This is a genomic window from Desulfitibacter sp. BRH_c19, from assembly GCA_001515945.1.
Taxonomy (GTDB): Bacteria; Bacillota; DSM-16504; order Desulfitibacterales; family Desulfitibacteraceae; genus Desulfitibacter.
Genome location: LOER01000036.1, coordinates 116173 through 139497 on the forward strand (window position 1 = coordinate 116173; position 23325 = coordinate 139497).

A 23325-nucleotide genomic window follows, 5' to 3' on the forward strand; every position below is an offset into this window, starting at 1 on the left:
ATGATATTGAGTATTTCACCTAATTTTGTAGATCTCCTTTTATTATATACAGTAAACAAAAAAATTGACACCGCCTCGTCTGATCACCTCTAATGGTTTTGTTCCATTCATTGGTTTATCTTCAGGTAATGTTCACGATGGGGCACTTTCGGGTATTCCTGTTTCTATAGTGTGGTGGAAGGAAGTGTGATTGGTATGTCAGCGTTTGTCGTAGAAAAATTGTGCCAAGGTTGCCAGAGATGTATCAATGCTTGCCCAAATTGTGCAATTAGAATGCTTGCGGGCTTGGCAACTGTTGATCCCGAGAACTGTACAGAGTGTGAAGAGTGTATAGAAGTTTGTATGCATGGGGCTATCACATTTCGTAGAGATATAGGAGTTGAACAAAAAAATGGCTAAAAAAGAATTAGAACAATTAGAGAAGGAATTGCAGGAAGTGGAAAATCAATTGAAGGATTTAAAGGCTCGATGGCCTGCCCATTCTTTAAAACCTGTGATGTTTGCTCAGTTAGAGGATTTAGAAGAAGAAAGAGACAGGCTAAAGCGGTTAGTAAAATCTATTAAACTTTACCATAAGTAACGGTGAATTGAGCAGATTAGAGGAGCTTGTAAACCATATATAGAATTACTTATAGGAGCAAAATTTGTCTGTCATACATGAGGTGAAATAGTGGACATAAAAGTTGTTGATAGAAGAGCAATTGGTGAATATTTATCTTTATATAAAGGGGTATATAAAGATAATATCTATTTTAGAGATAGTATGAGCATTGTTTTAAAAGGTATATTGACAGGAAAATCCTTGATATGTAAAAGCAGCATAGTAAAACCGATTATAGTGATGGAATCGGGGAAGGTAGTAGCTGCTTGTATTTTTGCCATAGTTGATCGGATGAAAGATACCTTACAGCTCACCTTTTTTGAAGCTTTATCAAATCAGGAGAATGCGGTAGAGAAAATGATCGATTATGGAAGGAGGCTTGCACGGGAACAGGGTATTAATAAGATTTTAGTAGGATTAAATTTTCATGTTAATTATGGGCTGGGGTTATTGGCCGATAATTATAATTCTTTGCAAGGCTTTGGTACACAATATAATCCTCCCTATTATATTGACTATTTTAAAAAATATGCTACAGAAGAAATCAAACTTGTTAACTATATCGGTAAAATGGATAAATTTGATAGTATTCTTAACCATGAACTGTTAAACAGAATTGAGGATAAATATAGTGTTAGAAAGGCAGATTTTAGAAATATAGAAAAAGATGTGCAAATTTATACAGATCTAAATAATCAAGCCTTTAGTAATCATAAATTCTATTATGGAAGAAGAGTAGAAGAAGATGTCGAGCTATTTAAAGATTTAAGGCTGCTACTAAAAGAAGAAAATCTACTAATATTAGAATATGAAGGAACTCCAATAGGATTTATGCTATGGTATCCTGATTTTAATCAACTTATTAAGCCAGGTGAGCCCATAGGGATTAAAACTGTAATTAAGAATAAATTCTTTTCTCATAAAATAAAAACATTTAAGATTGTAGAATTAGGAGTACTGCCTGAATTTCAGAAAAAGGGAGGCGTACTCGCACTATTTAATAAATGCAGACATTTGGTTAAAGACCGATACGAATTTTGCGAATCAGGATGGGTACTAGAGGACAATCTTGATTCCAAAGGTTTTGGCCTTCGATGGGCGGATAAAGAGTACAAGCATTATAAAGTATTTCTTATTAACTTATGAAAGGCAATGGATATATGTTTAAAGTTTATCATAATGCGAGTAAATTACCCGATATATGGGATGAGATTGTTGCTGAAAACAGAGATGGAGAAAATATTTTTTTAAAAAAGCAAATCTTAGAAAAACTAGAGAAATTCAACCCTTGTGGTCAATTGTATCATCTTAATCTTGGAGAAAGGGTTGTTTTTGTTTCTTATCAGCTTAAGCTGAATATTTTAACCTTTGCTAAGTATCCTTGTATAAATGTCCCAACTAATATTATCGGGTTGCCAATCTCAGTTGCAAAAACAGGGTATTCAATTTGCAAAGAAGATAATACAGATGCTATGGTAGAATATATTAAGTGTCTTAAGGGGTTTTATATCATTCTCAATTCGGATGATATTTTTAATCTTGCTCAAGGCAATACTCTCTCCACCTGTAAAATGGATATTTACTGGAATTCCTTCGAGCAATATCTGTTGAGTATGAGAAGCCACTATAGTTACAGAATTAGGAAAGCCTTGAGAAGATTTTCTAATATAAAGGTGGAAGAGCTAGAGGATAACAATTTATTTGATCAGGCGATGTATCATCTATATGAAGATGTTTATGAGCACTCAAGCGAAAAACTGGAAAAACAGCCTATTGATTTTTTTAAAAAGTTTCCCGCGAAAATTATAAAATTTTCGCTTTGTGGAGATATAATTGCTTTCGTTCAGCTAGTGGAAGATAAGGATGAGTTGATATTTTTATTCGGTGGCTTTAAGTATAGCATGAATAAAAAATATGATTTATATATAAATATGCTTTTGCAAATCATTAGCTACGGTCTTAATAAGAAAGGTATCAAACGGATCGATTTCGGGCAGACGGCAGAGGAGACAAAGCTCAAACTAGGGGCTATACAGCATCCTAAATCTTTATATATTCATCATAGCAACCCCATAATAAATGGGATTTTAAGCAAGGTTGTCCATAAGTTTTCCTATAAACCATATATGATTGAGCATAATGTATTTAACGATTTTGAGGGGGATAGAAATGAAGGTTCTACTAGTGAAATGCCATAAAAAGACTCTTTTCTCTATCTTCGAGCCAATTGTAACGGAACCCTTAGAATTGGAATATCTCTCTGGACTCTTAACAAAGATGGACATCCATCATAGAATATTTAATTCGCTGATGGAGGATAGCACTTTTGAAAAGGTAATGGAAGAATATCATCCAGATGTCTTAGTGTTAACTGGATATATAACTGCAGTGGAAACCATGATTAGTTTCTCCCAATATGCAAAGAGCCTGGACAGGAATATGAAAGTAATCGTTGGCGGTGTTCATGCGGAAATAAATTACGAGGATTTTTTTGTTGAGACAATAGATTTTATTGTCCATTCTGATCCCATTCATACATTCGAGAAGCTGATAAACAATCATTTTTGCAAAGTAGAAGCTGAGAGTATTCAAGGGATAGCGTTTTATGATGGAAAGAAGTGGCAGGTTAACAGTAAGAGTCTAACTAAACTTGAGGATCTTCCATTTCCTAACCGAACTTATTTTAAAAAGTATAAGCATAAGACCAAGTATCTGCAGTATAGCCCGATAGCTATTATAAAAACGGCATTATCTTGTCCATTTCAATGTAATTTTTGTTATTGTAGGTTACTGAATATGGGAACTTATTCTAATAGAACAATTCGATCTGTAGTAGAGGAAATTAAAACTATCGATGCGGAGTATATCTGGATTGTGGATGATACATTTCTTTTGGATAGGGAAAGAATAGTAGATTTTATCCATGAAACAAAAAACCATAAACTTCATAAGAAATTTATTGCCTATTCAAGGGTAGATTTTGTGGCTAAAAATGAGGATATTATAAAGAAATTAGCAGAAATCGGTTTTGTCGAACTAATTATAGGGATGGAAGCCATAGAGGATCAAAAGCTGGAAATGCTTAATAAACAAAGCTCCTCAGATGAAAATATCCGGGCAGTAGAAATTCTTCGAAAATATGGTATTCGATTAACGGCATTGTTCATTGTGGGAATAGATTTTACTTTCACAGATTTTCGGAGACTTAGAAAATGGATTCGAACAATTGGTTTATGCTGTTATGCTGTTTCAATATTCACACCACTTAAGGGGACAGATCTCTATAAGGCTTATAAAGATAAAATTATTAATAATAAGTACGCCAGCTATGATTTTTTACATCTAACAATTAAGCCGACCAAAATACCTGCCGTTATTTTCTGTTTTCTTTTTTATCTGCTTTATGTTGAGCAATTCTTTAGGAGTAGCTATATTAGGGGTGCTATGATGAAAACGTTAAGAAGCATATTTGTTACTGGAGGAAAGCCATGAGTAGGCAGGAAATTTGGGATTTTTGGGCAAAGGCTTATGAAAGTCTATGGGTACAGAAGTACTCTTTAGAACCTACTAGGGGGAAAATTTTGCAGTACTTAAGAGAATATTTAGATCCAGATAAAGCCTATCGAATTCTCGACATTGGTTGTGGTACTGGACAGCTCCTTAGAGAAATAAGGGTAGAGTTTTCAGGATACAAGCTTGAACTACTAGGTATAGATTATTCTAAGCAAATGGTTAAGGTGGCAGAGGAGCATGGTGGAGGAATTGATTACCAACAAATGAATGTTAGCCAGATAGGTAATATATTAGGCAAGTTTGATATTATAATATGTACCCATTCATTTCCATATTATGAGGACCAAGCAAAGGCCATTGTCCAAATTAATGGTCTTCTGGATGTGGGAGGATACTTACTTTTAGCACAAGCTTCGCAAAACAATCTATATGATGGCATTGCCATGTTTTTTGTAAAGCTAACTACTGGTAAGGCAAAATACCTAAGTGTCAAGGAAGTTCAGCATATAACGGAAGAATGCTTTCAATGTGAAGATTTGATTAAGATTAAAGAAAGCCCTTATATGCCGTCTATCTATTTTTTCATATTAGCGAAAAGAGAATTTAAAGGAGACTATAAAGGATGAATGTTCTGCTGATTAGACCTAAACCTGACAAAGAAACTATTGGATTACAACATGTTATGGTCTGTGAACCCCTTGAACTTGAATATTTAGCTGCTAATATGGAACAAACTGATGCAAATATAGAAATTTTAGATATGATCTTAGAGAAAAAGCCTCTAGAATACTTCATGGAAAAATATAAGCCGGATGTTGTAGGGATGAGTGGCTATATTACCCATGTGAATGTTATCAAGGATTATGCATGTAGAATTAAGAGGGTGATTCCTCATTGCAGGATTGTTGTTGGCGGTGTCTATGCTGAAGTGGTGCCTGAGGATTTTATCAGTATCCATATAGACTTTATTGTTGAGGCCAATGGGCCAATAACCTTTAATGCCGTACTAAAACATCTAGATAAGAAAGAGCAAAGCATTGAAAAAAACATAGAGAAAAGCATTACAGATATAGATATCCAGGGGACGTATAAACCAGGGAGAAGGAGCTTAAAGGATACGTCTTTTCTCTATCTTTTCCCAGATCGCCAAAAGGTTGAACGCTATAGGCATAAGTATTATTATATGTTTCATAATCCATGTGCTTTAGTAAAAACAGCTTATGGTTGTCCCTATAATTGCAGTTTTTGCTTTTGCAAAGAGATTACTGATGGCAAGTACTTTACTAGGACCATTGATTCGGTAATTGAAGAACTAAAGGAAATACCCGAACCAGAAATCTATATCGTTGATGATGACTTTCTTTTTTCTAGAGAACGAATTTTAGAGTTTTGCCACAAACTAGCTGAAAATAAAATCAATAAGAAATTTCTTGTTTATGGGAGAACAGATTTCGTTAGCAAGAATGAAGATGTGATAAAAACTTTTCGCGATCATGGCTTGCGTGCTGTTATTGTTGGGCTGGAATCATTTAAAAATGAAGATTTAGATAAATACAATAAAATGACAAGTATCTATGAAAATGAAGCGGCTATTAGCATCTTAAAAAAATATGATATTGAGGTATATGGAACTTTAATACTAGGAATGGACTTTTCAAAAGAAGATTTTGTCCATCTATATCAATGGTTAAAAAAAATTGACATAACCTTTGTTAATTTACAACCACTTACCCCACTATATGGGACAGGAATTTTTCAAGAGTACGAAAAGGATTTAGTTATAGCTCGAGAAGAGTTTGAAAAATGGGATTTGGCCCATCTTGTACTAAAACCTCAGAAGATGAGTGTCCGCAGATATTATTTTGAAATGGTAAAGCTTTATTATAAAATAACCATGCGTCCTAAAAACATACTAAGACTTATTCGTAAATATGGATTATCTGAGGTATTGAAGTTGTCTATAGGTAGTAGTGCTGTGACTATCCAGTATATGCAAAAAATATTAAGAGGTAAATCAAGATGAAAAAACTGCTCCTAATTCAATCGACTCCCTATGATTTAAATAGAAAACCCATAAAAAAGAAAAAGTTATATTTTGTTGGTTTAGCGCTGCCACTTCTAGCTGCATTAACACCCCAAGATTGGCAAGTAGAAATCGTTTTAGAAACCATTGAAGATATTCCATTTGACACAGATGCTGATCTTATTGCTATCGGATCTATGGGCCATGCCATTATCCGTACAATTGATATTGCTGAAGAGTTTAAGAAAAGGGGTAAGACAGTAATCTTAGGAGGATATATGGTTAGCCTCATGGCAGAGGAAGCAGGTAAATACTGTGATAGTGTAGTTATTGGAGATGCTGAGAATGTTTGGGGTAGGGTAATTGAAGATTATCAAAAAGGTGAATTAAAAAGCTCCTATAAAGAAGAATTGACTTGCCTTAAGACTCCACTTCCCAGATTTGACTTGATTCTTAAAAAGAATATTGGTGATTTCCTGCCCATACAGGCAGGTAGAGGATGTCCCAATTCTTGTAGCTTCTGCTCTGTGTACTGCTTATACAAAAACAAGTATCTAAAAAGAGAGATTGCTGATGTTATTCGAGATATTACACAGATAAAGGAACTGGGATTTAGTAAATTTTTATTATTAGATGATAATATTATTGCTGATAGGATGTATCTATTAGAGCTATGTGGAGAAATTAAGAAGCTGAACATGCAGTGGGCATCACAGTGCTCTATAAAAATTGGTGATGATAAAGAATTATTAGAAATTGTTGCTGATAGTGGTTGCCTAGCGTTAAGTTTTGGCCTGGAGAGTATTTCAGTAGAAAGTCTAAAATACATGGATAAATCATGGGCAAAGCCCAAAGAGTACCCCGAACGCATTAAGAATATACAAGCAGCAGGGATTGATGTATCTACAGAAATGGTGGTGGGTGCCGATGGAGACACCCTCCAATCTATTCAGGATACAGCTAAATTTATTAGTGATAATAAAATTGTTATCCCGAGATTTTATATCCTTACTCCTATACCCGGAACTAAATATTATGAGGATTTAAGAGCCCATCATCGAATATATAAAGAGGATATCTATTCCTATAATGGAAGTGAGGCAGTTCATATTCCTAAACATATGACTCCTGAGGAATTAACAAAGGCATATTGGGATTTATACAATGAAGTATTTTCTATTTCATCAATTGCAAAGCGTACACTATTTAGAAAAGATTTTTTTACAAAAATGGACAGATATATATTTTATTTCATGATTAATATATATTACAGATATCAGATTAAGCGAAAGATAACACCGAATATCATATAGAGTGAAACTTCTATCAGTAGGGGGAACTTCATATCCTACTGAAGATTAGTTGAACTAATCGGGGTGTTAGCGTCCGTTATCCACCACTTTAGATATTGAAGTGGGGCCCTTACGAACGATCGCACCGGGATAATGAGGAGAAGTGAATGAAAGTACTTTTAGTAAGACCTCCAAGAATTAAACAAGCAATTACACTAGGAGAATTCATGTATAGTGAGCCTATTGGTCTAGAAATTATCTACGCCATGCTAGAACATAGGCATCAAGTGGAAATTTTAGACCTAATGTCCGATAAAGTGAAAATTGAGGATAAGCTAAAAGAATATAAACCCCAAGTAGTGGGCATCACCACACTATGCATAGATGTTCCAATAGTCAATGCTATAACAGAAGAAGTTAAGAAGTATGACCCAGCCATAGTGACACTCATAGGAGGAACCCAGGCTTTTTTGAATCCTCAGGCATTTTTCATTAGTTCTGTTGATCATGTCATGAAATATACTACTACTAAAAACATAACAGAGCTGTTTTATTATCTTGAAAACTGGGCTAATGTACCACTTATTGACGGTATCTTTAGTCGTGGAAATAATTTCGAAGCTACCAATTCTCAAGGAATTAACGAATACATTCATCCTAACAGGACAGCAACCGCCAAATATAGAAATTACTATTCCTACTTTGGATATAGACCTGCTGCTATTATGGCAACTGCTCAAGGATGCTCGAAAACATGTCGCTTTTGCTTAAGGTGGAAAATTGAAGGACATAGAGAAAAGTATTTTCCTATGGATTTTGTGATGGAAGAAATTCGCAGTATTAAAGAAGGAACTATTATGGTTTTTGATAATGATTTTCTACATAATGCAGATAGGATCAACACACTCTGTGATTTTCTTGAAAGCGAGAATATTAAGAAGAAGTTTATCTGTTATGCTAGTGTGCACAGTATCCTAAAAAATAAAAATATGGTAAGAAGATTCAAAAGCTTAGGCTTAAAGGCAGTATTGGTCGGATATGAATCTTTTAATGATGAAGAAATGCAGAGCTATCAGAAGAAATCAACAATTGAGGATAACTTTGAGGCAAGTAAATTCATGAAATCAATTGGTCTTGATGTATGGGCCTCCTTTATGTTTCATCCCGATTGGACTGGCGCAGATTTCAAAGCATTTAGAAGATATATACAACTCTTAAGTCCTGAGCTTAGTTCTCTTTCACCACTTACACCTTTTCCTAATTTGCCACTATATAAAGAATATAAAGATAGAGTGCTAGTAAAGAAGGAGGACTACGAAAAATGGAGCTTCGGACAAGTTACAATTATACCTTCCAACATGAGCTTAAGAAGATATTATTTTGAAATTTTAAAAACCAACCTATATGTCAATATACCATTAAAGAATGTTGCTTATATGGTGAGAAAATTCGGGTTTTTAACAGTATTTAGGCTCTTTAAGGGATCATCTAACTTATTTATGAGGTATGTTAAGATAATGATTGAATAAAGTCGGTAGCGTAAAAAATTTTCTCTAAGGAGATTACTAAAGAATATGAATATTGATAAAGAATTTAAAATATTACAACCAAAATATTATAGTAGGTTTCAGTGTGACCCAATCAAATGTCATGAGACCTGTTGTGAACGATGGAAGATAATCGTGGATAAAAGTACTTTTGAGAAATATTTCCAGAGTGAAAATGCGACCATTAAAGAGATTGTAAAAACAGGACTTTCTATAAATGAAACATCTATCAATGACGATGACTTTGCCATCATCAATCTAAATAACGAAATGGTGTGTCCGTTTTTAAATCAGAATAATCTTTGCGAAATATTTATCAACATGGGAGAGAGCAGTTTGTCAAAAACATGCAAAAATTACCCTCGAACAATCATCTTAGTAAACGATGTGATGGAACGTGGATTAGAAATGTCTTGTTCGGTTGCTGCTGAACGGGCTTTGCTAGATGAGAATGGTATAGAATTCGAGCACGTTTTGGATACTGTAAAGTTGAATGACATTTATGTAGTTTCACCTAGTATTGAAGACTTGAAGCAAATAGAAATCGTCAAAGAAATCAGAACAACGGTTATTGACCTCTTGCAAACTCGAACAATTGAGTTAAGTGACCGAGTAGCACTTGTAGGTTATTTTTTGAATCAAGTCATAGGTGACATTGATTTTTCAGATCTCCATTACGAAGAAGCACTATTCAGAATAAAAGAGGCAAAACTTCTCATTAACTTGCAAAACAGCCGTCAGTTTCATCATTTAAATACAATACTTTCAATGAAGTTTAAAGAAGGCGACAGTATCAGTTTTTTTTCGAAGCGATACATAGAATGTTTAATGCAAGTCTTAGATGTCTTCGCAAGTGTCAAAGGTAAGGAGTTGGAAAAGCACTATAAGAGAAACTATGAAAAATATCTAAAGCCTTATTTAGATAAAAAATCCTATGTCTTAGAGAACTTTCTTGTAAATTATATTTTTATTTATAGTGACGAATTCTTCAAATTGAATGACATTTGGACTTCATATTTGAAATTAAGTGTGGTTTACGGCTTGCTCAAATTTAACCTAGTTGGGCTAGCTACCTATAATAAAGGAATGAATGATGACTTGGCACTTAAATTGATTCAATCGTTATCAAAAACTATTATTTCTGATAAGACATATTTGGAAGCTGTTATTAAATACTTAGAAGAAGAAAAATTAGTGGAGTATGCTGAGTTAATAACACTTATTGTGGATTGATAGATGGCAGAAACGGCATATCTAGGGGACTATAATTTCATACTTAATTATAAAGATAAAGGAGAAATGTTTATAATGAATAATAAGAAAAAATTAATACAAAAGTATCAACAAACTTTAGCAGGAACTAAAGAGGAGATATTTCCGCTGTTATGTCCTGTTCGTGAGAAGGAATGGCTCCAGGACTGGGACTATAATATGATTTACTCAGAAAGTGGATATGCAGAAAAAGGCTGCATGTTTGAGACAAATAATAATTACGGTAGCTATCGTTGGATAATGACAAAACATGATAGTGATAATTTTGGAATACAATTTGTGAAGACTACTAAGGAGAATATAGTCGTAATAATAGATATTGATTTAAAAGAAAAAAATGAAAGATTAACTTATTGTAAAATTCAATATACATTTATAGCCATAGGGGAGGAAGCTTCAGAGCATATGTATAAAGAAAATACTGAAGAGCACTTTAATGAACATATGAAAAAATGGGAAGATTCATTGAATTATTATTTGAAGCATGGTGAAATGTTAATAGATTGACCTATAGTATTATATGCTTACTAACCGCCTATTGTCCCGTAAATACAGGTTCTTTGTAATCGATTATATAAAGTAGGAACCTTTAATAGTAATAAACGTCAAATAAATAAAAGGATATATAAAACTTACAAGGAGTTAAAATCTATGAAAAGAACAATATTAAGGCTACTTGTTATTTGCTTCTTGGTGTTTAGTTTAGGAGGATGTAGCACAGATTCTAATGGTGGAAAATACAGCTACAACAAAGAAAAGATAGATTATAGAGTTGTAGAGGGTAATACCGAGTTTTCCTTTGATCTTTTCCGGGAACTTAATAAGGAAGATGAGAATAATAATATTTTCATATCACCTCTTAGTGTTTCTACCGCTCTTACAATGACCTATCAAGGCGCTAGGAATTCAACACGTGACGGGATGGGTGAAGCTTTAAATTATAAAGATATAGATAATCAACTTCTTAATGAAAGCTATCAAAACCTTTTGGGATATTTAGGTCAGATAGATGATAGAATTGAGCTAAATATCAATAATTCGATTTGGATAAGGGAAGGGGAAGCAATAAAGCAAGATTTCATTGAGATTAATAAAAATGTGTTTGATGCTTATGTTGCTGAACTGGATTTTTCCAAGAAGGATTCTGCTGATAAAATAAATCGATGGATTAAGGATTCAACTAATGGCAAAATTGAAAAAATGATTGATGATCAAATTTCCTCTAATGTAATAATGTACTTAATAAATGCCATCTATTTTAAAGGAGAATGGACTGAACAATTCGAAAAGGAAAACACCTTTGAAACTGAATTTCAGGCGGGTGACGGGGAAACTCAAGAAGTTAAGATGATGAGTAAAAAAGGTGAGATAGAGTATGGTGCAGGAGATGACTTCGAGGCAGTAAAGCTTTCTTATGGAAATGAAAAAACCTCGATGTATCTTATACTTCCCAAAGGAGATGCATCAATTAATACCTTTATAAATAACATGGACTCAGTCAAGTGGGAGAAAATAAGGAGTAGTATTTCAAAAAGAGAGGATGTTATCCTCCAGATACCTCGTTTTAAAATTGAATATGGAATTAAGAAATTAAATGATAGTCTGACTAATCTAGGTATGGGAGAAGCTTTTACTGATTCTGCAGATTTTTCTGGAATAAGGGATAGTATATTTATTAATAGAGTTCTTCATAAGGCAGTTATAGAGGTTAATGAGGAGGGAAGTGAGGCGGCAGGAGTTACAGTAGTGGAGATGGTTGAATCAGCAGCCATGGAACCAATAACCTTTATCGCAGATAAACCTTTTACATTTATAATTGCAGATGAGGATTTTGGAACTATACTCTTTATGGGTAAGATGTATAATGTGGATTGACATAGGTGTTCAAATAATTTTGCCGGCAAACTATTTAGAAGATCATACTATGGAGGTACTAGCTTCTTTATAGTATTTACTAGCAAGAGAACGTCTGGATTTAACCTACTATTACAATAAAGTGATACTAGATCCTAACCTTGATATAGAGACCCCCCATCACTCCGACTGTGGAACTAGTGGTGTTTGTAAATCACCGTTGATGGAACAGCTTCAAATCTTTGGTTCAAAAAGTATTTATATAGGTGATGGATTCTCAGATTTTTGTCCTAGTAAAAAAGCTGATATGGTTTTTGCCAAGAATATACTGTATAAGCGTCCCAGATTAACAGAAGGTATGGTTATTACAATAGAACCTATGATAAATGAGGGGACGTGGTTTTGCCGAATGAATTCCAATGGATGGACAGCAAGAACTGTTGACGGTAAGTTATCAGCACAATACGAGCATACAGCAGCGATAACCAAAGATGGACCATTAGTATTAACTCAACAGTAATCAAGATGAGATTGTCTAACCAAAAAACTGTATTATAGATAATCTTCCAATTCCTAAGACATGAAATACTTTAAGAAGGGTGAGGTGTAAAATGAAAAAAGTAACTATGTTTACTACTAAGACATGACCACACTGTAAAACTGCGAAAGAGTTTCTTTCGAGTCGAGGTATTATTTTTGAAGAAAAGGATATAAACGAGGACCCTATAGCAAGGGCTGAGTTTTCACGAAGAAATTTACAAGGGGTACCAGCATTTTTAATAGGTGACCAAGTAGTTGTTGGACTAGACAAACAAAAAATTGAGAGTCTATTGGATTATACTGTTTTTAGTTGTGAAAAGTGTGGCACGCGTATGAGAGTACCAAAGAATAAAGGTAAAATTATAGTCACCTGTCCCAAATGTTTGAATAAGTTTAATATGTCAACCTAAAGGTTTAGGAACTGCAAATAGCATCTTCCTAGGAATTAATCTTTTTTTAGATAACTCTTTTCAGCCTCTTCAATTATTCTTTGAATAGTAGATTTAAACAAAGGTTTGTGAAAAGGCATCATCAGTTTCCAATATAAAAGGCCAAAAAATCCAAAGGGTTCAAAGTAAGCTCTTAGGGTTAATTTATACTGTCCTATTGATTGGCTCATACCAAGGGTATCAGTAATCGACTTTCCCATACTTGAAGAGATCCAGTTATCTTGACACATTGTCTGACCTTGGTGTTGGGGTTTCAAGGAAAATTCTAGCCAGCCACGGCCTGGTATCTTAAAATCCACCTGTAAGCGCAACAATTGGCCTTCCTCTAAAGCTTCCACACGAAAAAAGTCTAATTGATCTCCTACTCGTAAGGAGGTTTGGCTACGACGTCCCCTCTGCAGTCCGGAACCACCCAAAAACTGATCTGCTAAACCTCTCAATGCCCACATAAATTTATAGGAAGGCCATCCCCTGCTTCCACCAACACATTTTATCACTTGGAATACTTCACGAGGATCTGCCCATGTCAAGCCAGAGATTTCCTTAACAAAAAGACCTTCACGCTGACTAAGTGTTACTGGAGAAAAATGCCTATTGTCTATGGAATAGTAGGTACCTGCCCAATGGGTTTCTATCTTATTAAATCGTTGCTCTTTTAAAGCTATATCTATAGACTTCTGAACAGACAAAGGCTTATGGTCAAATAATTTTGAGGCAGTATGATTTTGAACTACCACATCATTTTTCAAACCTTCTATTAAAGGTGTGGCGATATTACGAGGAATGGGCGTGATAAAATTAACAAAATACGAGAGGAATCTTGTTGGCAAAAAAGGCAGTATAAGAATTCTTCTTTTTAAATTACGTGAACGGGCATAGGTCCTAAATAGCTCCTCATAGGTCAACTTGGTACTACCGCCGATTTCTATTGTTTGGCCAGCAGTTTCTGGGATTTTTAGTGCTGTTGATAGATAGTATAGTATATCTTCAATGGCAATAGGTTGTGTCCAGCTCTTTATCCATTTAGGAGCAATAATAATAGGTAATCTCTCTGTCAAATAACGCACTAGCTCGAAAGAAACACTACCGGATCCAATGATCTGTGCAGCTCTAAACTCAGTAACTGGAACTCCATATTGAGCCAGCACTTTTCCCGTTTTTTGTCGACTATGCAAATGCTCAGATAAGGCCTTGTCATCTTTACTGCCTAGTCCACTAAGATAAATAATACGCTTTATACCGCATTTTTTGGCAATGCCTCCAAAATTATGGGCTGCCTTCAAATCTCTTTGATGAAAATCCTTGCCCTTAGCCATGGAATGAATAAGATAGTATGCATAATCTATACCTTCCATAGCTTTTTCTAAGGTTTCCGGCTCAAATACGTCTCCCTTGAAAATCTCAACGCTTTGCCAGTTGCGAGAGCTTACATCTTCGTAGTTTCTTATAAAACATCGTACCTGATAGTCTTGATTCAGGAGATAAGGAATGAGTCGTCCTCCAACATAACCAGTAGCACCAGTTACCAATACTCGTGGACTTACTTCTTTTTTAATCACCATAGACATATGCCCCATTCCTTTTTAGAATTGTAGTGATTACTATAATCATACCTGTAGTTGATTACCAAGACAATTATAAAGTTATAGATGCGGCAAAATAAAAAAGTGTGGTAGATGGATAGTTACCCTTTATTGTATAATAAGTGAAGATAAACTACCAGATATTTATAATAAACTATAGAGTAAATTTTAGAGCTTAAATTTTAGAAGAAACTTGAATATAATGGTTAGCCCTTGAGTAATGTTCATACATATGCAATAATACCTTAAATAGCAATAATTGGAGACGATCTCTAGAGTATTGTGTAGTCCTAGGTAAAAATGAATGTTATTTAAATATAAAGGAGATGTGTACGGATATGGCTAAAGCAGAAACTTTTGATGTTGTGTCCAGGGTAGATATGCAAGAGGTGGACAATGCCATTAATCAAACAAATAAGGAAATACAGCAAAGGTATGACTTTAAAAACAGTAAGTCTATAGTGAGTTTAGAAGAAGACAATGTAAAAGTAATTGCAGATGATGATTTTAAGCTAAGGAGCGTTATTGATATTCTACAGACAAAGTTAGTACGTAGAAAGGTGCCAATCAAGAATTTGGAATATGGTAAAGCGGAAGACGCAAGTAGTGGAACAGTACGTCAACTAATAAAACTTAAGCAAGGTATTGAATCAGAAACAGCAAAAAAAATAGTTAAGGATATTAAAGGAATGAAGATTAAAGTACAGGCTCAGATTATGGATGATCAAGTTCGCGTGTCAGGTAAAAACAGAGATGATTTACAAACTGTAATTGCTTTTCTGAAGGAACAGGATTATAAACTAGATCTGCAATTTACTAATTATCGCTAATTTAGAGAGAACTCGTTGAGCAAAAGCTTAATATTGGAGAATTATAGTGTTTCGTAATAATATGGCCGCAGTATGCTGCGGCTTTTTGCTATAATATATATAATTAAAAAAGGGGTGTGTCTAAATGGTATGTTTTGATAACACAGAGGGTAATATCTATCGGCCGCCTAGTGAAGCAGATAGCTTCATTTTGCGATTGACAATAGGTTGTAGTCACAATCAGTGTGTTTTTTGTAGCATGTATAAGGATGTATCTTTTAAGATTCAAACACCAGCTGCTATAATGGCCCAAATTAACCAGGCTGCTTCCTATTTTCCTGATTTACATAGGGTTTTTCTAGCTGACGGTAATGCCTTGATGCTTCCTACACCAAACTTGTTGGAAATACTAGACCGTCTAAAGGCTACCTTCCCCAAACTAAATAGGGTAACATCCTATGGTAGTCCCCGGGATTTGTTAAATAAAACTCCTGAAGAGTTAGAACTGCTTGCTAAAAGTGGACTTAAAATGATTTATATGGGAATTGAGAGTGGTGATGACCGGGTACTGTCCCTAATGAATAAAGGAGTGACAGCAACAGAAATTATTATAGCTGGAGAGAAGGTCATTAAAGCAGGAATTAAGTTATCAGCTATGATTATCCTAGGCTTAGGAGGTAAAGAACTTACGAAAACCCATGCAATAAATACTGGTAGAATAGTGGGAGAGATTAGCCCTGAAAGACTAGGCATATTAACCTTAATGCGCGAGGAAGGAACACTTCTTGAGAGGTTGATTGGTGAAGGGAAGTTTACTCCATTAACACCACTAGCAACCATATTAGAGCTTGAGCAAATGATTACGGAGATGAATGTGAGAAAACCTTGTATCGTTAGAAGTAACCATGTATCTAATCTTTTGCCTCTTGCAGGTACTTTGCCCAGGAATAAAGGGGAATTACTTCAACAAGTGAGGCAAGTTATTGGGGTACTTAATAAAAGAGAGATTTAAGGCCTCTCCCAGAGCTAAATCTGAAAAAGGCCTTTGTATTTTTATTAAACTTTCTTCATGCTAATTAGAGCATTACGAAAGTCCACATCTATATAGTAATCAAAAAGAACTTCATCTTGTTCATTAAAATCAGTTAATACCATCTCTTCTGGAATTGCAAAAGCTTTATATTCCCCATCCACTTTGATTTCAATGGAGTTACTATCAATTAACCCTGTAAAAATTCCTGTAACATTGCTAATTACATTAGATGTATCTGGATTTTCAAACTTCCAGATTTGTAACTGGCCAGCTTCATTCTCCATATAGAGAATCCTGACCATATCTCCTGTATCTAGGTGTTCATCAATAACCCACTTATATTCTTGGGGATATAGATACGCTTTAGCTTCACCAGCTACTTCAATCTCGATAAAGCTGTTATCAATCTGACCAATATAAACTCCAGTTTTTTCAGTCAAGTCTGGCTGATCAACATTTCCTCCAGGTATACCAGCACCAGAAGTAATGTTAACGGTTTTAGTACTAGCTTCCCAGTTCACCTGTGCACCTAAGGTTTCGGCAATAAAGCGACCAGGTACCATGGTTCGGTTATTGAATATTTTTGCTGCCACATCTATTTCTAAAGGTTGCCCATTAACCAATGTGGTTTTGTCTCCTATGTGTAGAATAACTACTTTTGAGTCCTTTGTTCCTGTAACCCTTCTGGCGGCTTCATTCCAAGACACATTAGCACCTAATCCTTCAAAAATTGCTCGCATTGGCACAAGAGTTCTGCCGTCCTCAATAATTGGATCTGTATCAGTTTTTAGCACTTGTCCGTCAATAATAATTGTAATGTCAGATGCAGCTTCACTACGGATGGATCCTAAGCTTAGAAAGATTACTCCAATTAAAATTAAGGTGATTAATAAATAAGATAGCTTAAATGACTTTGATTGATTAATAGCTATTAATTGCATGTAAAAAATTCCTCCTTTATTTTGATAGTTTTAGTATAGGTCCATTTTATTACAATGGTCTTAAGAGAATGTTAAGATTTTGTTAAAGTTTTATGTCACTATAAAATAGACCATTTGTGCTTTATGGAGAGAGGGTATAGTCTACACTATTTTAGTTGTCCAGGATTCACAATTCCAAACTTCGGTAACCACATCATTGTAAAATTCAGGCTCATGGCATATTAATAAAATGCAACCCTTATATGCTTTAAGTGCTCGTTTTAATTCATCCTTAGCTTCAACATCTAGATGGTTTGTTGGCTCATCTAGGATGAGTAAATTAGTTTCTTTGTTTATAAGTGTACATAAACGTATCTTGGTTTGCTCACCGCCGCTTAATACAAGAACTTTACTTTCTATATGCTTTGTGGTGAGCCCGCATTTAGCTAGGGCTGATCTTACCTCATATTGCGTAAAGGCTGGATAATGCGCCCAAAATTCTTCAATACATGTTTTGTAATTTGCTTCTTTTATTTCCTGCTCATAATAACCAATCTGAAGATTATCTCCAAACTCTACAGATCCAGAAATAGGCTCAATTTGTCCGAGTATACTCTTTAGAAGTGTTGTTTTTCCTAAACCGTTTGCTCCCATTATAGCTATTTTTTGACCCCGATTCATTTCAATATTTAAAGGCTTGGAAAGGGGTTCATTATACCCAATTACTAAATCCTTTGTTTCAAAGACAAGTTTGCTAGAAGCTTTTGCCTCCTTAAAATTAAACATTGGCTTTGGTTTTTCTTTTATTAATTCAATACGTTCTATTTTATCAAGCTTCTTTTGACGCGACATTGCCATGTTTCGAGTAGAAACCCTAGCCTTATTTCTAGCAACAAAATCCTCAAGTGCAGCAATTTCCTGTTGTTGTTTCTTGAAGGCAGATTGCACTTGAAGTTTTTTTGCTTCGTAGACATTCATAAAGTTTTCATAGTCACCCACATACCGATTCAATTCCTGGTTGTCCATATGATAGATTAGGTTAATAACACTATTTAGAAATGGAATGTCATGGGATATAAGAATGAATGCATTTTCATACCGTTGAAGATAGATTTTTAACCATTCAATATGTTCCTCATCAAGATAGTTGCTAGGTTCATCCAGAAGGAGAATATCTGGTTTTTCAAGGAGTAGCTTTGCCAGAAGAATCTTTGTTCTCTGACCTCCACTTAAGTCATTAACATAGTTATTAAGGTCCATATCTTTTAAACCTAAACCATGGCACACCTCTTCGATCTTTGCATCTAGTACATAAAAATCGTTATTTTCTAGAAGCTCTTGGATTGTGCCCATCCTTTCAAGTAGGTCTTCTAATTCTTTCGGCTCAGCTTCTGCCATTTTATTACATATACAATTCATCTCAGTTTCCAAATCAAATAGGTACTTAAAAGCACCCCTAAGAAGTTCGCGAATAGTTAAGCCTTTTTCAATAAGAGTATGTTGGTCAAGGTAGCCGACTCTAACATTTTTGGCCCATTCAACTTGCCCTTCATCAGGCTCCAATTCTCCTATAATTATATTCATAAAGGTAGATTTGCCTTCACCATTAGCACCAATAAGTCCTATATGCTCTCCCTTTAATAATCTAAAAGAAATATTATTAAAAATAGCCCTATCACCAAAACCATGACTTAGATTTTTTACAGTTAAAATACTCATTTTTCTTTCCCCTTTATTGTTTGTCCGGTATATTAATACCTGTAAACCTTAAAACCAATGCTACCATTATACTATAACATTGGTTTTATTGGGGTAGTATATTTTGGGGTCTCTTGTAGACGATTTTAATGAATTGTCAAATAGCTAAGCAAAAGAGAATAGGACCAGCCCACAAATTAGTTGTGAACTGGTCCTTCTAAAATCAATTTAATTTTTCACAAAAATTAATTAGCCAAAAAATCATCTAGTAAATCATCAGCTTGCTCTGGAGCAATTCCTTTTACTAATACGAGCTCACTAATTAGAATTTGTCGAGCATTATCTAACATATTTTTATCGCCTGTAGCAAGTGCTCTCTTTTTACTCATGTGTATTAACTCACGGATGACCTGAGCTCCTTGATAAATATCGCCAGTTTTCATCTTATTCATATTACTACGGTACCTTTGACTAGGGTTGAGGGTTGGGTCTGATACATCATCATTAAAACCTTTTAATACATCTTCTATTGTATCTGAATCAACAATCTGTCTTATTCCTAAATTAGACTCCATAGGAAACATAACTAGCATATTTCTTATGTTCATTATATAGTAATTCTGTTTATCACCTAATATTTCTTTTTCCTCAATAGCTTCAATGATACCGGCACCATGCATCGGATAAACAACTTTATCGCCAATTTCAAACATTAAGTTCACCCCCTAAGAGTAACTTAATAAGTATACCATACAATTAATATAAATACAAATCATCATGTTACCACAAGCAAATGTTAGAGTCAATATATTTTATGAATTCGCCTCTGGTTTCGCCTCTGGTACATTTCATTTTATAATGAAGCGTTAATTAGTAAAGTTAGTAAAGTAAATAGTAGTAAAACATAAAGCTTCAGACCATTTCGGTCTGAAGCTTTTATACAAATTATTCAACTGGTATGACAATTTCTTGATAGGGGAATATTAAATGAGGATTTTTTAACTGATTAACTTCTTGTAATTTTTGCCAAGTAGTGCCGAATTTGGCGGCTATGGTTGATAACCAATCTCCTTCTTTAACAATATATATAGTTGTATTCATTTCCTTTTCAAGCTCGACAATGGCAGCAGCTTCTTCTTCTTCTTCAATTGCCTCCTCAATTACTTCCTCTACTGCTTCTTCAACTTCATCCAATTCTTCGACTTCCTCGACTGCTGCTGGTTCAACTTCAGTGATTCTACCTTCTACCTTTGGTTCAATTACTTCATGTTTCTCTATATAAGCGATTAATGCTTCGTCCATGGCCATATACTGTCGCACGCTTGGAGCATCAATTAACCATGAATAGTCATCTCCACCTGCTGCTAAAAAGTCATTTGTTGCTAGGATATATTCTTTATCTAATTCTAGTGGGGCTCCACTAACCATAATATCAACAACACGGTCACCCGCAGTCTTTGATACATCTATTTTAAATGTCATTCCAGCAACGTGAGGGAAAGCACCCTTTAATTCTGGATACACGTCTGTACCATGCTCTAACATTGCTTTAAGATCTGCACCTTTAACTTGTTTAGTTTCAATGGAATTACCAAATGGGAATACCGAGATAATACTATCTCTAGAAATGTCTCCCGCTGGAATGGATCCTCTAATTCCTCCCCCATTTGTTAATGCAACATCAGCACCTGTTACATCTAAGAATACATCTGTAAGAAGGTTTCCTAGATTTGTTTCACCCTTTCTAACCATTTCTCTTTCACCATCTAAGTCTACGGCAGTCCTACCAATAATTTCTGAAAGAACAAGCTCTTGGGCCTCAGAAATTTCACTAATTAGATCCGTTATTTCAGATTTTTCTTCGAGTTCTGCAACATCATCTTTAGTAATTAACCGAGCTTTTTTATCTACGATAACTCCTTCCTTAATTGATATGTCCACGATACCGAGGAATTTTCCATACTCGCCAGAACTAACGATTAAGGTGTCACCATGCAGCATTCCTTCAGTAAGAACAGTATGACTGTGGCCATCTACAAGTATATCTATTCCTTCAACTTCTGCTACCTTTAAACTAGTATGGATGCTTTCTTCATCCATTCCTAGATGTGCTAGTGCTATAATAATGTCACTTTCATCTTTTAACTCATCTACCATCTTTTTTGCAGATTCAACTGGATCAATAAAATCTAGTCCAACCACACCTTTTGGATGAGATTTAAAGAGTGTCTCAGGAGTTGCTAAACCAAAAATAGCTATCCTTAATCCGGCCATCTCTTTAACAATGTAGGGTTGTAAAAGATTTGTTCCGTCTTCTTTCATGACATTTGCAGCAAGAATTGGAAATGTAGCCATTTCATCCAATTCCAATAGTCTTTCCTGACCATAATTAAAGTCATGGTTACCAGGTACCATGGCATCATAGCCAATAGTATTCATGATTGAAATTATACTCTCGCCCTCTACCATTGTTGCAAAGGGCAACCCATGTACAGCATCCCCAGCGTCCAGTAGAATACTGTTAGGGTTTTCTTCCATTAACTGATCTACTAGGGTAGCAATTTTACCAAACCCCATACCATCATAAGCACCTTCAACAACACGTCCATGTAGATCATTGGTATGAATAATTGTAATGCTTACATCGTTTACTTCTTCTGCAAATATGGGTAATCCGCCAAAACTTAAGAATATTAATGTAAGTACTAATACTGCCGTCAGAGTAAAACGGTTAAATCTAGATCGTTTCATTTTTAACATGACCTCCTTTATTTTAAAAACTTAATACAGGAAATATTCGCCAGTACTTTCCAGATATCCTCTTAGTTTACAAAATTTATAACAAAACAACTATAAACTTCTTCAATGGTTGACCCCATAAAAGGTTGGCAGTATAATTTGTGGAAGATGAAGAGATATATAATGTTTAATAAATACACAATGCCGAAAAATAAGCTGTAAATGCCAAATAACAGGCACCTAGGGAACCTGATATTGTAAGAAGACCAGACTTTAAGGAGAAAAATGTGTTTAGTGGTAATTTAAAATTTGGCTTAATTTTTGCAAGAATTAAAAGAGCAAACAATAAAACCAATAAACACGAGGTTTTCTGTAGGCACAAGCGTTAAATGCCCAAAAATGAGCTATTTGTAAGCTTAAACTAATAAGGAGGGACCATTTTGAGTCGAAGAAATATCTATGCTGGAAATAGTATGTTAGCTGGGTTTGGATTAAATGTGTTATCTGATGATGCGTTAGATATGATACATAATGCAACGTTAGAAATACTATGGTATGAAGGGGTAAAGATTAATAGTGCTCTTGCTTTGGATATCTATGATGGCGGTGGATGTACAGTCGATAAGAAGAATAAAAAGGTGTACATACCATCTCATGTTGTGGAGGATTGTATAAAATCTGCACCATCAACGATTTTGCTTGCTGGTAGAGATGCTAAAAATGATATAGTCTTAGATGGATCAAGAGTAAACTTCTGTAACTTCAGTAAAGGAGTTAATGTAATAGACCCTTATACAGGAGATTTGAGAAAATCTACTAAGCAGGATAAAGTTAATGTTTCTATTCTAGTGGATTATTTAGGCCAGTATGATTTGTTGGATGTTGCTGTAGAAGCTAGGGATGTGGATCCCAAAACTGCAAATCTTGAGTGTTATGAGGCTATGGTTTCTAACTCAACTAAACACTCAACACAATCACCGCATAGTACCGCAGAAGCACAAAAGCTGATAGATATGGCTACAACTGTAGTAGGGGGTAAGGAAGAGTTAAGGAAGCGGCCCATAACCTCAGCTACTGTATGTCCGTCAAGTCCATTAAGTATTGATCCAGAAACATGTGAACCCATTATTACCTATGCAAAAAATGGTGTTCCATTGACTGTGCTTTCTATGGCCATGGCAGGGGGAACATCTCCGGTAACTCTGGCAGGAACTTTAGTAACTCATAATGCTGAAGTTCTTAGCGGAATTGTATTGGCACAGTTGACAAATAAGGGTACACCTAATATGTATGGAAGTTCCACAACAATTATGGATTTAAGATTAGCCTCTGCTACTATTGGATGCCCTGAGTTAGGGATGATTAGTGCAGCAGTTAGTAAAATGGCTCAATATTATAACTTACCTAGTTTTGTTGCAGGGACATAGACTGACAGTAAATTAGGTGATCAAC

At 34.9% G+C, this 23325-nt stretch carries 21 protein-coding genes; 16 read left to right on the forward strand and 5 right to left on the reverse strand.

Features of this window, described 5'->3' with window-relative positions; genetic code table 11:
• Nucleotides 1-195 precede the first annotated feature (195 nt).
• The 13 genes from APF76_00830 (at nt 196) to APF76_00890 (ending at nt 12622) form a co-directional block, all read left to right on the forward strand.
• Nucleotides 196-399 carry a 4Fe-4S ferredoxin gene (locus tag APF76_00830; protein ID KUO49884.1) on the forward strand — a complete coding sequence of 68 codons (204 nt, stop codon included), beginning with the start codon at nt 196-198 and terminating at the stop codon, nt 397-399.
• The gene (locus APF76_00835; GenBank protein KUO49821.1) at nt 392-580 is read left to right on the forward strand and encodes a hypothetical protein; all 189 of its coding nucleotides are present in this window, start codon (nt 392-394) and stop codon (nt 578-580) included. The genes APF76_00830 and APF76_00835 overlap by 8 nt, the downstream gene beginning before the upstream one ends.
• Nucleotides 581-670: 90 nt before the next feature.
• Entirely contained in the window at nt 671-1747 is a 1077-nt protein-coding gene (locus APF76_00840; protein ID KUO49822.1) for a hypothetical protein, read from the forward strand.
• Complete coding sequence (locus APF76_00845; protein KUO49823.1) at nt 1744-2799, forward strand: hypothetical protein; 1056 nt, start codon at nt 1744-1746, stop codon at nt 2797-2799. Before APF76_00840 ends, APF76_00845 begins: the two co-directional genes overlap by 4 nt.
• Nucleotides 2771-4093 carry a hypothetical protein gene (locus tag APF76_00850; protein KUO49824.1) on the forward strand — a complete coding sequence of 441 codons (1323 nt, stop codon included), beginning with the start codon at nt 2771-2773 and terminating at the stop codon, nt 4091-4093. The genes APF76_00845 and APF76_00850 overlap by 29 nt, the downstream gene beginning before the upstream one ends.
• Nucleotides 4090-4740 carry a hypothetical protein gene (locus APF76_00855; GenBank protein KUO49825.1) on the forward strand — a complete coding sequence of 217 codons (651 nt, stop codon included), beginning with the start codon at nt 4090-4092 and terminating at the stop codon, nt 4738-4740. The genes APF76_00850 and APF76_00855 overlap by 4 nt, the downstream gene beginning before the upstream one ends.
• Nucleotides 4737-6137 (forward strand): radical SAM protein, encoded by a 1401-nt coding sequence (locus APF76_00860; GenBank protein KUO49826.1) that lies wholly within the window; start codon nt 4737-4739, stop codon nt 6135-6137. Before APF76_00855 ends, APF76_00860 begins: the two co-directional genes overlap by 4 nt.
• Complete coding sequence (locus APF76_00865; protein KUO49827.1) at nt 6128-7450, forward strand: radical SAM protein; 1323 nt, start codon at nt 6128-6130, stop codon at nt 7448-7450. Before APF76_00860 ends, APF76_00865 begins: the two co-directional genes overlap by 10 nt.
• 146 nt (nt 7451-7596) lie before the next feature.
• A complete protein-coding gene (locus tag APF76_00870) occupies nt 7597-8958 on the forward strand; it encodes a radical SAM protein (GenBank protein KUO49828.1) in 1362 nt (453 codons plus the stop codon).
• 45 nt (nt 8959-9003) lie between these two features.
• A complete protein-coding gene (locus APF76_00875) occupies nt 9004-10209 on the forward strand; it encodes a hypothetical protein (GenBank protein KUO49829.1) in 1206 nt (401 codons plus the stop codon).
• Between the two features lie 3 nt (nt 10210-10212).
• Nucleotides 10213-10755 (forward strand): hypothetical protein, encoded by a 543-nt coding sequence (locus APF76_00880; GenBank protein ID KUO49830.1) that lies wholly within the window; start codon nt 10213-10215, stop codon nt 10753-10755.
• Between the two features lie 144 nt (nt 10756-10899).
• Nucleotides 10900-12123 carry a proteinase IV gene (locus APF76_00885; GenBank protein ID KUO49831.1) on the forward strand — a complete coding sequence of 408 codons (1224 nt, stop codon included), beginning with the start codon at nt 10900-10902 and terminating at the stop codon, nt 12121-12123.
• Between the two features lie 121 nt (nt 12124-12244).
• Nucleotides 12245-12622, forward strand: a complete 378-nt coding sequence (locus APF76_00890; GenBank protein ID KUO49832.1) for a hypothetical protein — start codon at nt 12245-12247, stop codon at nt 12620-12622.
• A gap of 465 nt (nt 12623-13087) precedes the next feature.
• On the opposite strand, the gene APF76_00895 is transcribed toward APF76_00890, so the two are convergent.
• Complete coding sequence (locus tag APF76_00895; GenBank protein KUO49833.1) at nt 13088-14653, reverse strand: hypothetical protein; 1566 nt, start codon at nt 14651-14653, stop codon at nt 13088-13090.
• A 359-nt stretch (nt 14654-15012) separates the two neighbouring features.
• Here APF76_00895 and APF76_00900 point away from each other — a divergent pair, with 359 nt between their 5' ends.
• Together APF76_00900 and APF76_00905 are read left to right on the forward strand one after the other, a co-directional pair.
• Complete coding sequence (locus tag APF76_00900) at nt 15013-15504, forward strand: hypothetical protein (GenBank protein ID KUO49834.1); 492 nt, start codon at nt 15013-15015, stop codon at nt 15502-15504.
• A gap of 124 nt (nt 15505-15628) precedes the next feature.
• The gene (locus APF76_00905; GenBank protein ID KUO49835.1) at nt 15629-16495 is read left to right on the forward strand and encodes a radical SAM protein; all 867 of its coding nucleotides are present in this window, start codon (nt 15629-15631) and stop codon (nt 16493-16495) included.
• Between the two features lie 44 nt (nt 16496-16539).
• Here APF76_00905 and APF76_00910 read toward each other — a convergent pair whose 3' ends face one another.
• The 4 genes from APF76_00910 to APF76_00925 form a co-directional block, all read right to left on the reverse strand.
• A complete protein-coding gene (locus tag APF76_00910) occupies nt 16540-17457 on the reverse strand; it encodes a hypothetical protein (GenBank protein KUO49836.1) in 918 nt (305 codons plus the stop codon).
• Nucleotides 17458-17598: 141 nt separating this feature from the next.
• On the reverse strand, nt 17599-19155 hold the full coding sequence (locus APF76_00915; GenBank protein KUO49837.1) for a heme ABC transporter ATP-binding protein: 1557 nt from the start codon (nt 19153-19155) through the stop codon (nt 17599-17601).
• A 224-nt stretch (nt 19156-19379) separates the two neighbouring features.
• Entirely contained in the window at nt 19380-19847 is a 468-nt protein-coding gene (locus tag APF76_00920) for a CarD family transcriptional regulator (protein KUO49838.1), read from the reverse strand.
• 232 nt (nt 19848-20079) lie between these two features.
• The gene (locus APF76_00925; protein KUO49839.1) at nt 20080-21885 is read right to left on the reverse strand and encodes a multifunctional 2',3'-cyclic-nucleotide 2'-phosphodiesterase/5'-nucleotidase/3'-nucleotidase; all 1806 of its coding nucleotides are present in this window, start codon (nt 21883-21885) and stop codon (nt 20080-20082) included.
• Between the two features lie 461 nt (nt 21886-22346).
• Between APF76_00925 and APF76_00930 the strand changes: the two genes are divergently transcribed.
• On the forward strand, nt 22347-23300 hold the full coding sequence (locus APF76_00930; GenBank protein ID KUO49885.1) for a trimethylamine methyltransferase: 954 nt from the start codon (nt 22347-22349) through the stop codon (nt 23298-23300).
• Nucleotides 23301-23325 lie beyond the last annotated feature (25 nt).